Genomic DNA, 13,698 nt, shown 5'->3' with positions numbered 1-13,698 from the left:
CTTGCCGACAATCACCGGATATGGCAGACACTGCGACTTTGATGGATTCGTACACCGAAATGACCGAACTGCTCCTGCCCAACGACACGAACAATCTCGGGCGGGCACTCGGTGGCGCAGTGCTTCATTGGATGGACATCTGCGGTGCAATCGCGGCGATGCGATTCTGTGGCAATCAGTGCGTTACCGCGTCGATGGATCACGTCGATTTCATCTCCCCCATCGACCTCGGCGAGGTCGCCGTCGTGGAAGCGTTCGTTTTCGACACCGGACGAACCAGTATCGACGTGAAGGTGAACGTTCGCGCAGAGGACCCGAAACAGGGTGAAGCGCGCGAAACGACCACCTCATTTTTTACCTTCGTCGCGCTGGACGAGGCGGGCAAACCGACGCCCGTTCCGAAATTGGATTGTCCGGACGAGAATCAGCAAGCCCTCCGTGATTCGGCACGAACCGAACGGATCGATCAGTTGCGTGCCGTGGCCGAGCGAATCGATTGAGGGGCTACCCTCGAAACGCCTCGATTTCCGCCCGGTAGTCGATTGTCAGTTCCGGAAGGGTTGTGAACCACCGTGCATCGCAAATCGTCTCACCCTCGACGCCGAGGTCGGAACCGATTTCGGCCTCGTCTGCAGTCCCGCCGAACAGGACGAAATGACCCGAAACCGCCTTTCCATCGTGCGTGAACGTCTGACGCTCGACGAGAAGGGGTCCATCGAGTTCGATTGACACGCCGGTTTCCTCCGCAACTTCCCTGACCGCGGCCCCTGCGAGCGTTTCGTCTACTTCGACCGTGCCACCCGGAACGACCCACCCATCGCTCCACCCGTTTTCGACCAACAAAATACGCCCATCTTCGTTCGTTACGACCACACCGGCCCACTGGTCGCGCCCGGATTCGATGGTCGATTTGACGGTCGCGAAGTTATCCGCCGGTAGCGAAAACGTCCGCGTTCCCTCCCTCACGTCGTTCCGGTGACGAATGGCGGATATCCCGTTCACGGGTGACGTTCGATTTCAGCAAAAAAGAAACCTCGGTTTAGCTGCTGTCGTCGGAACTGCTCTTTTTGTGGTCGTCCGTAGTGGTTTCCCCTGCTGTGGTTTTCTTCGCGGGTGTTTTCCTCGGAGTGTGTTCCTTTGCGGTCGTCTCCTTCACCGTGGTAGCTTTCGCCGTCGTTTCCACGGCTTTCGTCGGCTTCGCCGTCGCCGTTGCTTTCACCGTCGTTTGTTGTCGTGTGGTCTCCTTCGCCGCGGTCGTTTCGGTGACCGTGGTTTCCGTCCCCGCAACGGTCGTCTCGCTAACCGTGGTCTCCTTTTGCGCGGTCGTCTTGTTGGCCGTGATTTCCGTCTCCTTCGCAGTCGTTCTGTTGACCGTCGTTTCTTTCGGCGGCGCCTTCTTCGCCGTCGTTTCCTTCGCAGTCGTCTCTTTCGGCGCTTTCTTCGCGGTGGTTTTCTTTGCCGTCGTGGCCGTCGCTTTGGCCGCGGTCGTTTCCTTCGCGGCCGTCTCCGCCGCGGTCGTCTTTGTCACTTGCTCGAACACGAAGTCCTCGACGAGGATGAGTTCGAACGGGTTGTTCTGTCCGCTTTCGGGCGCAGCAGCCGGGTTGATGTAGCCTGCCGCGAAGGCGGAGTACGCCGTACTCTCGTTGAGCGTCACGTTGAACGTCCCGACGACTTCACCGTCGTCGTTCGCGGTCGCGGGACGGACTTCGAGCGTGTAGTCGCCCGCAGGAACCTCTTCGTACGCCGTCGCGTTGCCGTACGAGACGTTGTCGAAGAGCGTGGTGTTGCTTCCAGCGACGGTTACGTCAACCGGTGGCGCGTCGGGCGAGACGTGAACGAGCCGAACCGAGGCGTTACCCGCGCCGGGTGCGGTGAAGTCGTCCTCGAGGATGTTGACTTCGAAGGGCCGGTTCGCGTTCTCCGAAATTTCGCCCTGTGCGACGGCGGTGTAATTCGTATCAGCCTCGAACGTCACGTTCTCCGAGAAGACGACCGTACTCGGGTCGCCCGCGGCGGTGATCGTGACGTTGTGCTCACCTGCCGAAAGGGCTGCATAGTCCGTGACGTTGCCGTACGAGAGGTTCGACACCACCGTTTCGCCGTCCACGAGGACGTCAACCGGAGGTGCGTCCGGCGACATATGGGCGACACGAACCTGTGCTTTGCCCGCTTCCCCAGCGACGGTCGTCTCGTTCGCTGCGGCGGTTGTCGTCTCGTTTGCCGCAGCAGTTGTCGTTTCGTTCGCTGCGGCGGTTGTGGTTTCGTTTGCTGCGGCGGTTGTCGTCTCGTTTGCTCCAGCGGTTGTCGTCTCGTTTGCCCCGGCAGTCGTGGTCTCGTTTAGCCCCGGAGATGTCCCCTCCGCCACGACGGTCGTCTCGTTCGTTCCGGCAGTCGTCTCGTTAGTCGTCGTTGTCGTCGTATCCTGGACAGCCATCGCTCCCATACCTACGGCGCCGACGCTAACTGTCAGCATCAGTGCTACCAATCCGACTGTCACTATCCGTGTCGGTTTTGTTTCCCTCATTCCTCACGTATCGTCGGCCAGAACCAGTATAAATGGATTAGACGGTTCATGGGCCTAGTGAGGGTCGTCGGGCGTAGTAACGCTCGTTTCGTCCGGCTTTTTGCCTCCCCTATCCACCGAAATCGGCCCGTAACACGGTTTTCAGCCCCCGTGAGAACTCTTATCAGAGCACCGTCCCTATTCCGATTCATGGGACTCAACGTACCAGCCCCCGACGCACCGACTCTGCGTCCGGAGGCGGACGTACAGGAGTACGACGACGTATCAGTCCACGGTGAAACGAACTACCGACGGGACGAATTGGAGACGTTTCTCCACGAGGGGGCTTGGGAAGAGTCGTTCAATCAGTGGGCAGAACACACCGAGTTGGAGGAACGCGAGTTCGAAACCGCATTAGATTTGGACCTCTTCGACGAGTTCGATTTCTTCTGGGACGACTTCGCCGATCGCGTCGGCTATCACGCACCCGGTATTCCCGAGGATTGGAAAGAACGAGCGCTTCACCCGAACATCGACTCGTGGAACGCCGTCTCGTCCATCAACGCCTCGCTGACCGAACTCGGCCAAGTCGTCTGTGACGTTCTCGAAGCGGACTACGTCGATTGGGAGGCCGAGTTCGAGGCTCCCGACGATTTGCCGGACTTCGGGGAGTAGCTACCGAAAAATAACACCCTCCGTCTGCCCATCGAGAACGACTTCTCCATCTTCGTTCCGGCAGGTGAACGATGCGACCATCTCGTGACGCGTTTCGTGGGACTCGAACGCCTCGACTGTCGATTTACACGTGACCTCCTCGCCGACGTACACGGGCCGCTGGAATTCGAACGTCATCGTTCGAGCGACGTAATCCATGTCACCGCCGATTTTCGTCGGGAGCGTCGCGGTCAGTAATCCGTGTACCATCCGGTCTTCCCCCGCCGACGCTTCGTGGTGGCTCCCTCGGTCTCCTGAAAGGTCGGCGAACTGTTCGACGTCTTCATCCGTGAACGTCCGCGTGTACGTCTCCGTGTCGCCTTCCGCTGGAACGTCTGACATGTTTTGGTTTTCATCCCGAGCGAATTAATCCCTTACCCTCGTTCGGGTTGGATACGACGCTGGGACCGAAAACCCGGCCGAACGAAGCCGCCTCCGCCCGGAGACCAACTGTTCGACCCACGGTTTTCCTGCCTCCGTCAGCGCCGTCGCGGCGTACCGAATCGGCGCGCCGCGAACGGTTCGTTTCGGGAGTTCGACGCTTGCGGTGGCGTAGTGGTCGCCGAACTCGGGATTCGAGAAATCGAGTTCGTCCGGGAGTGTAACGAAGGGAAGGCCGTGTTCGACGGCCATATTCCGGTACGCGAACACCGCATCGAACGCACCACCTTCCAAACTTCGGAGGAGTCCAGTTTCGGGGACGACGCGTATTTTCCCGAGCAGGTCGCGCTCTCCGGCGAGTTCCAGTGCCATCACGGTTCGGTAACCGAGGGGGTCACGGTCGGGGTCCGTCCGCCCGACGACGATTTGCTCCCGGCGCATCGCGCTCCGCCATTTCCGTTCGACCTCCTCGGCAAACGGCGATTCAGGGTCGTACGCGATGACGAGTGCGTTCGTCGCAAACAGGGACGCACGCGCGGAAAGTCCTGAAAGGAGTGTTGGGTCCGCGAGCGCAACCGCGTCCGGTTCGCGCGCACCCGAGACGATGAGCCGTCGAGCAGCGACGCTTCCGTGGGCTTCGACCGACGCACTACCGACATTCGAGGCGAGCCGCTGAAGGCTTCCAGCGACGAGCGCTGAGGTACCATCGTTCCCCGCGAACGTGACGGAGGCTACGCCGCTTCCGAGGACGAGCGAACCGCCAGCGTACCGAAGAAATCGCCGCCGTTCCATCTATCGTAACCAGAATCAACTTCATCAAAACGATTTCGTAACGAGTTGTGGTTTCAGTCCCCCTCATCTCACTCACGGAACAGGACGGGTTCATTTATACCATCGTGGTCACACACTCCGACTATGGTGTCGTTGCTCGACGGGTGGCCGATTCGGGTCGCAATCCCGCTCGGCTTGGTACTCTCGATTCTCGTCGTCTGGTCTTTGGATCGTCCGCAGGGGAAATGGGGAACGGCACTTCGCAAACGGTTCCTGTTCGGTGTTCCGTGGGGGACACTCGTCTCCGTCGTCGGCGTCGTCGCCGTCTACCTGTTCGTGCAGGGAGGGTGGGACCACTGGCGCAATCCCGTTACGGTCGCGTTTGCGTCGTGGTCGTATCTCTACCCGTTGGGGATGCTTCTCGGATCGTTTTCGCACGCCGGACCGGGGCATCTCATCGGCAACATGACGAGCACGCTCGCCCTCGCGCCGCTGGCGGAGTACTACTTCAGCCACTATCCGACCGAACGCGGCGAGGAGTCCGGGTCGTCGTGGCGCACGAACCCGTGGATTCGTGCATTCGTGCTGTTCCCGCTCGGCGCAATCGTCATCGGCCTCGGGACGAGCGTTTTGGCGTGGGGGCCGGTTATCGGATTTTCCGGTGTCGTCTTCGCTTTCGTCGGATTCGCGCTGGTTCGGTACCCGTTGGGGACCATCGTCGCGCTCTCGGCACAGGGAGTCGTCAGCACGCTCTACCAAGCGTTTCTCGATCCACGAATACTCGGCGAGGCGTCCACGTCGTTCTCACGCCCGTGGTGGTTCGGCATCGCCGTGCAGGGACACACGCTCGGGTTCTTCCTCGGCGCGGTTGCGGGCGTTTACCTCCTTCGGAAACGGGACGTTCGATCGAGTGCCCTCCGGACCTGGACGGGGAGTTTCGTCCTCCTGATGTCGCTGTCGCTGTGGGCGCTCTGGTGGTACCGTGGGTTGGAAAAATACGTCCTCTTTCGCGGCCTCGGCGTCTTGTTCGTCCTCGCGCTTTCGATACTCGTGACAGTGGCGGTCCGAACGACCGACCGGGAAGCGTTCGGGCCGACCGTCAGACAGGCGGGGACGGTCCTGTTGTTGATTCCGCTGGTTGCGATGGCCGGAATCGCGGTTCCGATAAATCTCACCACTGTCGATGGCGACGGAACCGCGGATGTCGGTTCCGCCGTCGAAATCGACGGCTACACCGTGATGTACGCGGAAAACGTGCCGAACCAAAAAGTGTCCGTCATCGACGTTTCGCTCGGTGGCGAGACGACGCAAGTGAACACGAGCGGCGTCATCGTCGTCAACGAAAACCGAGAAATCTGGTCCCGTGAGGTGTCGAAGGGGCAACTCGCACATGCCGGTCGGAGAACGGTCAGGGTCGGCGGTGTCGGATGGCAGAAAGCGGTTCACGTAAAACGAGAGGGTTGGAGCGCGAGCGGCGGTGGAACCGCCTATCAGGTGTGGTTGCGTTCGGATTCGAACCGGTGGAAGCACGTGTTTTCCTCCGACGCTGTGACCGCCGACCCCGTGCTCGCTGGTAAGCAGGTTTCGATCGCCGTACATCGTGATCGGTTCACCCTCGAACTGTCGGCAAACAATTCGACAGTCGCAAGCGGTCCGCTTCCGGCCCCGAGCTCCTCGATTACGCTTCGAGGAGTTACGTTCGAGCGAACCAACGACCGCATCGTCGCCGTCATCGACGATACCCGCGTTCAGGTGGCAAAGAAGGAAACGTATGGCAGCTAACGCCACTCGATTCTGAACACTTCCACGTCGATTACTTTTCGTTCCTCCCGCTGGAACTCGAACTGCCGCGAGAGCGGCAGTTCCGCTCGAAACGCGTGTGTTACATCCGCGGCAGCATCTTCGGCGAACGCCTCGACGAAGTCCAAACTCCCTTCGTTGTGAATGGAGTAAGAGACGTCCGCGATTGCCGAAGTCGTTTCGAGAAACGCGCGGTCCGCATGTTGGTTGCCCGTCTGAGCGCCGAACGGCGGGTTCATCAGCACCGTCACGGATGATGCCGATTCGGTCAGTTCGGTCGATTCGGCCGAATCGACCGATTTCGCCCGAAGATTCTTCCGACACAGCGGTGCGCGGGTCGCATCCCCGACCACCCATTCGATGGGCGTTTCGGGTGCGACGTGGGATTCGTTTTCGCGTGCCTGCTCGATGGCGGTTCCATCTCGGTCGAGTCCCACGACACGTCGGGGACTACGAGTCGCGGCCCCGATCGCGAGCATCCCGGTTCCGGTGCCGAGATCGAGAACCGTCCGTCCGGCAACGTCGTGGTGAACGTCGGCGAGATGAACGAGATGGGCCGCGAGGTCCGCGGGTGTCGCGTACTGCTCCAGTTCGACCTGCGGATCGGCGAAGTCGGCGACTGCGGAAAGCCGACGTTCCAGCGCACGTTTCCCCATGTGAGGGGAGACGAGGTGGGGAGACGTAAGAATGGGGTTTCGGCGTTCGAAATCGGAGTTCCGATTTCAGTCGTCGAACGAGAGCGGGCCGTCGAGTTCGAGCGTAACGCCTTCTCGATCGGCACGCTCTTTCAGGGCCGCGAGGGAGGGACGAACTTTCGATTCGTCAGCGACGTTGCCGAATTCGACGGTAACGGTACCTGCACCGAGGAACGCCGCGGTTCGAACGCACTCGCGGATCCGGTCCGCCTCGTCCTGCGTGGCAAAGGAGCAATCCGCGTCGAAGCAAGCGTCAACCGTCACACCCGCGGGAACGAGGTCGTTCGCGTCGAGTTCGTTCTGCAGTTCGCGGAGGTCGGTTCGTGCGCTCGGAAGCGCGGATGCGTCGAGCGTCACGGGCGTTTTGTCGGTCGGTCGGCAGCATTCGATGGCGGATTCGATAGTCGAGGGACGAGTTGCGCTCATACTAACACCATACCTACTGGGAATACAAAAAGGTTTGTGTATGCTTCATAGTAATCTCAATGGGTGAAACAGGCTTTTCAGTCATCTGAAAGCATTTGGCGGAAAACTACGATGGCAGACGTATGAAGCGCCGAACCGTTCTCACCTCCGTCACCTCCATCCTCCTCGCAGGCTGTCTCACCGAATCGTCACCGGGCGGTTCCGATACGAGTGTTGCGAAGACATCGACCCCCGGAACGACGCAAGCGAGACGGACTACGGCCGGAAGAGCGGCCGACACACCAGCACCGCCAAACCTCGAAACTCCGAACGAAAACCATTGTCCACCGTTCGACGACGACGTGAGACGAGTCGTCTGCTACGAGGACGTCGACTCGGAGACGAATCTCCTGATGACGCCATCGAAGCAACGGATCGGGCTCCCGAAAGCGACCGTCTCGTTCGAACTGACCAACGAAACTGGGACGACGTTTACCACGAACTACTACGCATGGAGCGTCTGGAAGTACGTCGATTCCGAGTGGTTCTACGTTGGCCCCCAGATGATTCCGGAGCCGGCCATGATGCTCGAATCGGGTGGATCACACACGTGGACTCTGACTGTCGACAATACGATTCTCGGGGGAGCGATCGGTGGGGCACAGGGTACAGGGGAAATCACCCTACCCGGACTCGGCGGCGGAACCTACGCATTCGGCATCGATGGGTGGTTCCGGGGGCAAAAATACGACAACGGAACCGGGGTCGCTACCCGATTCGAACTGGTCGGCGATTCGCTGTCGCTCACGCCGACGGATGACCTTCAGGTGGTCGGTCGGGATGGCGACGAAAAACACGTTCGGGCCGGTCAAGCCAGTACTACGTATCTGGCCACGCGCGTCGAAAATCCGAACGGTGAGACGATCCGGAAAATCCCGGAACAGGTGATCCGTCTCACGCGGATTCGAAACCTCCTCGCGTCGTTCGAAGACGGGGTTTCCCGGGTTCGACTCGACGGGCGTGACACCTCTTTCGGGAACTCGACAGTGCTCATCGAATACGAGGGACGTACCTACCGAATCGAGACTGCAGAATACTGATTCAATAATTTTACAATAGAATTAAATATTCATGACCAAAAACAAATCCATGGTAGACGATACCACCAGTGACACAGGTCAGACTCACCGAGTAAGCCGTCGAGCAGTCCTTCGTGGCACGGCTACCGCCGCGGTCGGACTCGCCGGCGTGGCCGGAACCGTTGCCGGGTTCGAGGGTGACGACGGGGACATCGTCGGCCCGTCAGATTTCCCCCGTGCGACGACGCGCGGTCATTTCGACATCCACTGGTGGTACGGTGACCAGTTGACGGACGGTCACACCGCCACGGACTACAGTACCGTCGGCGACATTCCAGGCTACGGAAGCGTGAATCCCGAAGAGGTGATGATTTCCGTTCACGGGTGGCTGGTCGAGAAGGATGCCGCACCCGACCATTTCGAGACGGTGAAAACGTCGCTCCGAAACAACGGCTACGACCATCCCGTCATCGGATTCAGCTACGATTCCGACACGAGCCTCGATAACTGGTGGCCCGCCACCGACATCGCCGAGCGGAACGGCGCGAAACTCGCTGACTTCATCACCGACTATCGCGCTCGAACCGGCGCTCGGGTTCGCCTCATCGGTCACTCCCTCGGCGGGCGCGTCGTTCCCGCGACGATCGAGGCGCTCAATTCGTGGGGGTACCGCGATCATATCGAGTCGGCCACCCTGCTCGGCGCGGCGGCGGACAACAATTCCGTCGCAGTGGACGGCGAGTACGGCGACAGCATCGCAAACGTCGTCGGGTCGATGGACAACTTCTGGAAAAGCGACGACAGCGTCCTGAACTGGGCGTACTCCGTCGGCGAGTTCGACTCCGCCGTCGGCGAGGAAGGCTGTGAGGGCACTCCGCCCGTAAACTACACCGACCATAACGTGGACTACGTCCCCGACCACTTCTCCTATCACGAACCCGGTGACGGCTGTATGTCCGAAGTCGTCGCGCAGTTCTGACGGGAGTCACCGACTCTGCTGCATTCACCGCGCCGTAGATTTTAACTGCACCAGCGACATCGGTGATTTGGTACCCATGTCGATGTCGTTACCGCCAGCGGAAGGCTCTGTCTACACCTACGAACGGACGTTTACCGAAGCGGACGTCCGCCAATTCGGCGAGGTCTCGGGGGACCAGCAGGCGATTCACACCGAACCTGACGAGGAAGGCCGTCTGGTCGTTCAGGGGCTGCTCACGGCCACTCTCCCGACGAAAATCGGGGGCGATTTGAGCTATATCGCCAGGACGATGGAATTCGACTTCCTCGAACCGGTACACACAGGGAACACGATCGGCTGTGAATGGACGAACGAAACAGTCGAGGAACGGGATGACCGCTACACGCTCACGAGTTCGGTCGTATGTCACAACCAGGAGGATGAAACGGTGATGAAGGGACACATCGACGGGCTCATCTGGAAGGAGTAGTCCTCGAACCAGCCGATCACCCTCACAGCAATTATACGCTGATAGAAACAGTAGGGAACGTTACCATAGAATGCGGGGAGAGAAGACTATCGCGTTGGCTGTCAGGAGGGCAGGACATGATAGAAGGGAGAAATAACCGCTACAAAAATTGTACTACCACGTACCGTGGAAGGTGTCGAATTCGAGCGAGTCGAGTGGTTCGTTGCCGACCGCGATTTCGTATTCGCCGGGGGTCAACATCGGCTTGTGGAACTGCGGTCCGTCGTCGGTCGTGATGCGTGGGCATCCCGTGTTGACGAAGGCATCCATGTTGAAGTTCCGGAGGCGGTCGGGCGTCACCTCGTCCATCGTGATGAGGTAGGCGTTGTCGTTCTCGTCGAGGATGTCCTGTGCCACGTCCCATCGACCCTGTCCGATTTTGGTGCAGAAGATGACGCCCCACTTCTCGGCGTCCATCGCGCGGTGAACCGCGCCGTAGCGTTGTTTCAGGAATTTTTCGGTATCCGCAACCGTGACGACGTTGTTCACCGGGTCGGCGATGACGACGGTCTTGTCGGGATGTTCCATCGCCAGTCCGAGGGGGTGGAACTTGCCGCCGCCGACGTAGAGCACTTGGTCCGCGTCGATATCCGCGGAGGCGTAGTTACAGCCAAGGACCTGTCCCTCGTGGGTCAGTCGATCGTCGCCCTTTCGGGTGTGAACGGTGAATCCGCGGTCTTCCAGCCACTCTTTCATCTCCTCGAAGCGGTTCATGTGTTGGGCGGTCGTGACCAGCCCCACGTCACCGACTTCGAGTTCTTCCACCGATTCCTCCATGATGGGGAAGACATCGACGTTCGAGAACAGCGGGACGTAGATGACTTTGTCCGTGTTCTTCATCGGGGAGTGGCCGAAGTGGACGAACACGTCGGTTCGCTTCATCAGATAGGTATCCAAGTCACAGGCACCGTAACACGGCTGTCCCGAGAGCAGAATCGTCACATCGTCGGGGAGTAGCTCCCGGAGGTCGTCGGCTACGCTCGGTCCCCTTCGCTTGAGTCCCTCGGGGAACTGCAAGCCGACCTTCTCCGCGTCACGCTCCTCGACAGCTTCGATGATACGGTCGAGTTCGTAATCCCACTCCCGATCATGTTTGAGGGCCATTCCCGTCTTCCGCAAATCCCCCTCGCTGTACTCGCTCTCTTGGCTCATTGGAGATGCTTTATTGGTGAATACGTTTAAGCACGGTGTTCCCGGTTTTCGCTGGACGGGGCTCGTTGAGCGGTTCAGAAACATAGGAGCCGTGCTGTATATCGAGGATGGGTTCAGCACGCCGTATTCGAGGTTGAACAGCAACCTACCGGCTTTGCAACTCACCATCGACCCAAACGTAATGGCAATCGAATGTCAAGTACATTCGTGGATATCCGGCCTATCGCTCAAGGATTGGTGTTCTATACTGTAATTGCGGGAGCTATCACGGTCGGTTGCATATTTCCTGACTCATTCGGGACTCTACACGTTAGTTGCCGCAGGTGTCGGTGTGCTTTTCGTAGTACTCAGGGGCGCAGCGAGCGGACCGGTAGGTGCATCCGCTATCGAGACAGGAGACGCAGAAGTTAGCGGGATAACGATCGACGATATACAATCGAGTCTATCCCCGAAGGAATTCGGTACTCGTGCGGTTCTGATTTTCTATGGGTCAGGACTGGTTCTATGGTCAGGTATCGTTCTCACCTTCTTTCGTTCGGGATTACAGTAAGAGAAGGACGCTACCGACCGGTTGTTTCGTCACTGACGGAGCGGAGCGAACGGTGACCGTTTGCTGAATACGCGCTTTCTATTCAATACGCCCACTGAAACCAAACATCATCCGCGGAAAAACGCGTCGCCGACTTCCACATTCGGCAGGCCTAAACCCCTCGAGTCCGAACTATCGTCCATGAGCGTAGACACGAAAGCCGACGTGAGCGACGAGGGAACCAGCGTGGAGGAGATGGCGACCGAACTCGGCGAAGCGATCGTGAACACGACGGAGTACCAGCAGTTCGAGGAGGCCAAATCCGCAGTCGAGGCGGACGAGGATGCCCAGGAGAAAATCAAGAAATTCGAACGCCTCCGACAGGAGTTCATGCTCGCGCGTCAGACCGGTGAAGCGACCCAAGAGGACGTAACGAAGGTCCAGGAAGCACAGGAAGACCTCCACTCGCTTCCCGTGATGGCGGAGTATCTCGATGCACAGGACAAGCTTTCCGCCCGACTCGAAGACCTGAACCGAGCGATTTCCGACCCGCTCGCGGTCGATTTCGGTCAGCAGGCAGGCGGTTGCTGTCAGGACGAATAACCCTCCCTCTTCTCCGGACGGCCCTTCGAAACTCCCATTTCTGACCACTCAGCCCGAGACAGCGACCCACCCTCCGGTTTCATCGCTTTCCCGAAGCGCGTCCACTACGGCCAGTGTCCTCTCCGCCTCTCGGGCGTCAGTTCGTGGACGCTCACCGTCTTCGACGTACTCCGCGAACCGCTCCAATTCGAGAGCATAGGGGTCCGCGGACGCGAACGATTCAGTGACGTGTCTTCCCGGAAACTGCAGTTCGAACTCGCTTGGGTCACGACCGACCGAGAACGCTCGGTCGGCGTGAAGCAGTCCCTCGGTTCCTTCCACCCGGCAGTACTGGGCGTCTTGTAGACGAAACGAACAACCGATTTGCGCGGTTCGCCCGCCCGAATACGCGAGGATGCCTGACGCCTGTGTTTCGACGCCCATCCCATCGGGGTCACCGACCTGAGCGACGACGCGTTCCGGCTCACCGAAAAACAAACGTGCGACTTCGATGGCGTAGACGCCCACATCGAGGAGGCAGCCACCGCCGAGGTCGGGGTCGTACCGTGTTCCCGCGGGCCACCGACGGAGCGACGAGTGAAACCCGGCATCGACCGACCGAACGTCGCCGAGTTCGTCCGCGACTTCCGCCATTCGCTCGGTCCGGGGATAGTAACGAAACATCATCGCTTCCATCAACGTGACGTCCCGGTCGTCGCAGTAGTCGCCCATCTCGCGTGCCTCCTCGGCGTTCACTGCCAGCGGTTTTTCACAGAGTACGTGGAGGTCGTGGTCCGCGGCGCGTTTCGTCCACTCGGCGTGAAGCGAGTTTGGCAGCGGAATGTACACGGCGTCCACGTCGGATTCGAGGAGTTCCTCGTACGAGCCGAAAGACCGTGAAATCCCGTGCGTTTCTGCGAATTCTTTGGCCAGTCTTTCGCTCCGCGACGCGATGGCAGTGACTTCGTGGTCCGTGGACTCGACCGCCGGAACGAACGAATGATGCGCGATACGGGCGGTACCTAACACCCCCAGATTCATGCCTCTGGAAACATCGTGGCCGTGCAAAAGTGTGGTTGCTCGGCGTTGGTAACGAACGCCGGTCAGTTCAACCGCCAGAGTTCGTAGTTCAGTACGGTTGCGAAGCTTACCCAGAGGGCATAGGGAACGAGCAGGAGGCCAGCACGGCGGTCGACTCGGGTGAACGCGACGATCGTCGCGCCGATGGCAACCAGCAGTGCGACGATGACGACGAGTCCGCCAGCGGGCCAACGCATGCCGAAAAAGACCAGCGTCCACGCCGCGTTGAGCGCGAGTTGCACGGCGAAGATGACGAGTGCACCTCGATTACCCCGTCGCCACACCAGATAGAGCGCGATCCCCGTCAGCAAGTAGAGGGTCGTCCACACCGGACCGAACACCCAACTCGGCGGCGTAAATGCCGGTTTTTGGAGCGTCGTGTACCACGTTGCAACGTCGTTTGCGGTGAGAATCGACGGGACGATTCCCGCGAGTTGGCAGACGACGATACTGGCGAGGAGGGCGGGCACGTCACTCCACGAAAACGATGGACGGCGGACTGTTTCCATGAACCCAT

At 59.6% G+C, this 13,698-nt stretch carries 16 protein-coding genes; 7 read left to right on the top strand and 9 right to left on the bottom strand.

Features of this window, described 5'->3' with window-relative positions; all coding sequences use genetic code 11:
* Positions 1–20: 20 nt before the first annotated feature.
* Positions 21–500, top strand: a complete 480-nt coding sequence (locus tag OOF89_RS00905; protein WP_266077701.1) for an acyl-CoA thioesterase — start codon at positions 21–23, stop codon at positions 498–500.
* Between the two features lie 4 nt (positions 501–504).
* On the opposite strand, the gene OOF89_RS00900 is transcribed toward OOF89_RS00905, so the two are convergent.
* Together OOF89_RS00900 and OOF89_RS00895 are read right to left on the bottom strand one after the other, a co-directional pair.
* Positions 505–1,002: an NUDIX domain-containing protein gene (locus OOF89_RS00900; protein WP_266077699.1), complete on the bottom strand. Its 498-nt coding sequence runs from the start codon at positions 1,000–1,002 to the stop codon at positions 505–507.
* A gap of 37 nt (positions 1,003–1,039) precedes the next feature.
* Positions 1,040–2,527, bottom strand: a complete 1,488-nt coding sequence (locus OOF89_RS00895) for a DUF4397 domain-containing protein (protein WP_266077698.1) — start codon at positions 2,525–2,527, stop codon at positions 1,040–1,042.
* Between the two features lie 189 nt (positions 2,528–2,716).
* Between OOF89_RS00895 and OOF89_RS00890 the strand changes: the two genes are divergently transcribed.
* Complete coding sequence (locus OOF89_RS00890; RefSeq protein ID WP_266077696.1) at positions 2,717–3,181, top strand: hypothetical protein; 465 nt, start codon at positions 2,717–2,719, stop codon at positions 3,179–3,181.
* Here OOF89_RS00890 and OOF89_RS00885 read toward each other — a convergent pair whose 3' ends face one another.
* Both OOF89_RS00885 and OOF89_RS00880 read right to left on the bottom strand, forming a co-directional pair.
* Positions 3,182–3,562 carry an FAS1-like dehydratase domain-containing protein gene (locus OOF89_RS00885; RefSeq protein WP_266077694.1) on the bottom strand — a complete coding sequence of 127 codons (381 nt, stop codon included), beginning with the start codon at positions 3,560–3,562 and terminating at the stop codon, positions 3,182–3,184.
* A gap of 24 nt (positions 3,563–3,586) precedes the next feature.
* Positions 3,587–4,393 (bottom strand): extracellular solute-binding protein, encoded by an 807-nt coding sequence (locus tag OOF89_RS00880; RefSeq protein WP_266077692.1) that lies wholly within the window; start codon positions 4,391–4,393, stop codon positions 3,587–3,589.
* Positions 4,394–4,516: 123 nt separating this feature from the next.
* Between OOF89_RS00880 and OOF89_RS00875 the strand changes: the two genes are divergently transcribed.
* Positions 4,517–6,154 carry a rhomboid family intramembrane serine protease gene (locus OOF89_RS00875; protein ID WP_266077690.1) on the top strand — a complete coding sequence of 546 codons (1,638 nt, stop codon included), beginning with the start codon at positions 4,517–4,519 and terminating at the stop codon, positions 6,152–6,154.
* On the opposite strand, the gene OOF89_RS00870 is transcribed toward OOF89_RS00875, so the two are convergent.
* Positions 6,151–6,828, bottom strand: coding sequence for an METTL5 family protein (locus tag OOF89_RS00870; RefSeq protein WP_266077688.1), 678 nt, complete (start codon positions 6,826–6,828; stop codon positions 6,151–6,153). The genes OOF89_RS00875 and OOF89_RS00870 overlap by 4 nt on opposite strands.
* A 66-nt stretch (positions 6,829–6,894) precedes the next feature.
* Entirely contained in the window at positions 6,895–7,293 is a 399-nt protein-coding gene (locus OOF89_RS00865; RefSeq protein WP_266077686.1) for an apurinic/apyrimidinic endonuclease family protein, read from the bottom strand.
* 122 nt (positions 7,294–7,415) lie between these two features.
* Here OOF89_RS00865 and OOF89_RS00860 point away from each other — a divergent pair, with 122 nt between their 5' ends.
* From OOF89_RS00860 to OOF89_RS00850, 3 genes are all read left to right on the top strand, one after another.
* Positions 7,416–8,372, top strand: coding sequence for a hypothetical protein (locus OOF89_RS00860; protein ID WP_266077684.1), 957 nt, complete (start codon positions 7,416–7,418; stop codon positions 8,370–8,372).
* 49 nt (positions 8,373–8,421) lie between these two features.
* On the top strand, positions 8,422–9,330 hold the full coding sequence (locus tag OOF89_RS00855; protein WP_266077682.1) for a lipase family alpha/beta hydrolase: 909 nt from the start codon (positions 8,422–8,424) through the stop codon (positions 9,328–9,330).
* Between the two features lie 76 nt (positions 9,331–9,406).
* Positions 9,407–9,799 carry a MaoC/PaaZ C-terminal domain-containing protein gene (locus OOF89_RS00850; protein ID WP_266077680.1) on the top strand — a complete coding sequence of 131 codons (393 nt, stop codon included), beginning with the start codon at positions 9,407–9,409 and terminating at the stop codon, positions 9,797–9,799.
* A gap of 153 nt (positions 9,800–9,952) precedes the next feature.
* Here the strand turns inward: OOF89_RS00850 and dph2 are convergent, their stop codons facing one another.
* Complete coding sequence (dph2, locus tag OOF89_RS00845; protein ID WP_266077678.1) at positions 9,953–10,990, bottom strand: diphthamide biosynthesis enzyme Dph2; 1,038 nt, start codon at positions 10,988–10,990, stop codon at positions 9,953–9,955.
* A 730-nt stretch (positions 10,991–11,720) separates the two neighbouring features.
* Here dph2 and OOF89_RS00840 point away from each other — a divergent pair.
* Entirely contained in the window at positions 11,721–12,122 is a 402-nt protein-coding gene (locus OOF89_RS00840) for a YlbF family regulator (RefSeq protein WP_266077676.1), read from the top strand.
* 48 nt (positions 12,123–12,170) lie between these two features.
* Here OOF89_RS00840 and OOF89_RS00835 read toward each other — a convergent pair whose 3' ends face one another.
* On the bottom strand, positions 12,171–13,142 hold the full coding sequence (locus tag OOF89_RS00835) for a Gfo/Idh/MocA family protein (protein ID WP_266077674.1): 972 nt from the start codon (positions 13,140–13,142) through the stop codon (positions 12,171–12,173).
* A 62-nt stretch (positions 13,143–13,204) separates the two neighbouring features.
* Positions 13,205–13,690 carry a TspO/MBR family protein gene (locus OOF89_RS00830; protein ID WP_266077672.1) on the bottom strand — a complete coding sequence of 162 codons (486 nt, stop codon included), beginning with the start codon at positions 13,688–13,690 and terminating at the stop codon, positions 13,205–13,207.
* Between the last annotated feature and the right edge of the window lie 8 nt (positions 13,691–13,698).

Source organism: Haladaptatus caseinilyticus (assembly GCF_026248685.1).
Lineage (GTDB): Archaea > Halobacteriota > Halobacteria > Halobacteriales > Haladaptataceae > Haladaptatus > Haladaptatus caseinilyticus.
The sequence above is the reverse complement of the archived record's forward strand: the minus strand, read 5'-3'. Positions and strand labels throughout refer to the sequence as shown.

What these genes read in the sequence shown, in the direction of transcription:
- OOF89_RS00905 (WP_266077701.1), top strand. Translation starts at nt 21, where the DNA reads ATGGCAGACACTGCGACTTTGATGGATTCGTACACCGAAATGACCGAA.
- OOF89_RS00895 (WP_266077698.1), bottom strand. Translation starts at nt 2,527, where the DNA reads ATGAGGGAAACAAAACCGACACGGATAGTGACAGTCGGATTGGTAGCA.
- OOF89_RS00890 (WP_266077696.1), top strand. Translation starts at nt 2,717, where the DNA reads ATGGGACTCAACGTACCAGCCCCCGACGCACCGACTCTGCGTCCGGAG.
- OOF89_RS00885 (WP_266077694.1), bottom strand. Translation starts at nt 3,562, where the DNA reads ATGTCAGACGTTCCAGCGGAAGGCGACACGGAGACGTACACGCGGACG.
- OOF89_RS00880 (WP_266077692.1), bottom strand. Translation starts at nt 4,393, where the DNA reads ATGGAACGGCGGCGATTTCTTCGGTACGCTGGCGGTTCGCTCGTCCTC.
- OOF89_RS00875 (WP_266077690.1), top strand. Translation starts at nt 4,517, where the DNA reads ATGGTGTCGTTGCTCGACGGGTGGCCGATTCGGGTCGCAATCCCGCTC.
- OOF89_RS00870 (WP_266077688.1), bottom strand. Translation starts at nt 6,828, where the DNA reads ATGGGGAAACGTGCGCTGGAACGTCGGCTTTCCGCAGTCGCCGACTTC.
- OOF89_RS00865 (WP_266077686.1), bottom strand. Translation starts at nt 7,293, where the DNA reads ATGAGCGCAACTCGTCCCTCGACTATCGAATCCGCCATCGAATGCTGC.
- OOF89_RS00860 (WP_266077684.1), top strand. Translation starts at nt 7,416, where the DNA reads ATGAAGCGCCGAACCGTTCTCACCTCCGTCACCTCCATCCTCCTCGCA.
- OOF89_RS00855 (WP_266077682.1), top strand. Translation starts at nt 8,422, where the DNA reads ATGGTAGACGATACCACCAGTGACACAGGTCAGACTCACCGAGTAAGC.
- OOF89_RS00850 (WP_266077680.1), top strand. Translation starts at nt 9,407, where the DNA reads ATGTCGATGTCGTTACCGCCAGCGGAAGGCTCTGTCTACACCTACGAA.
- dph2 (WP_266077678.1), bottom strand. Translation starts at nt 10,990, where the DNA reads ATGAGCCAAGAGAGCGAGTACAGCGAGGGGGATTTGCGGAAGACGGGA.
- OOF89_RS00840 (WP_266077676.1), top strand. Translation starts at nt 11,721, where the DNA reads ATGAGCGTAGACACGAAAGCCGACGTGAGCGACGAGGGAACCAGCGTG.
- OOF89_RS00835 (WP_266077674.1), bottom strand. Translation starts at nt 13,142, where the DNA reads ATGAATCTGGGGGTGTTAGGTACCGCCCGTATCGCGCATCATTCGTTC.
- OOF89_RS00830 (WP_266077672.1), bottom strand. Translation starts at nt 13,690, where the DNA reads ATGGAAACAGTCCGCCGTCCATCGTTTTCGTGGAGTGACGTGCCCGCC.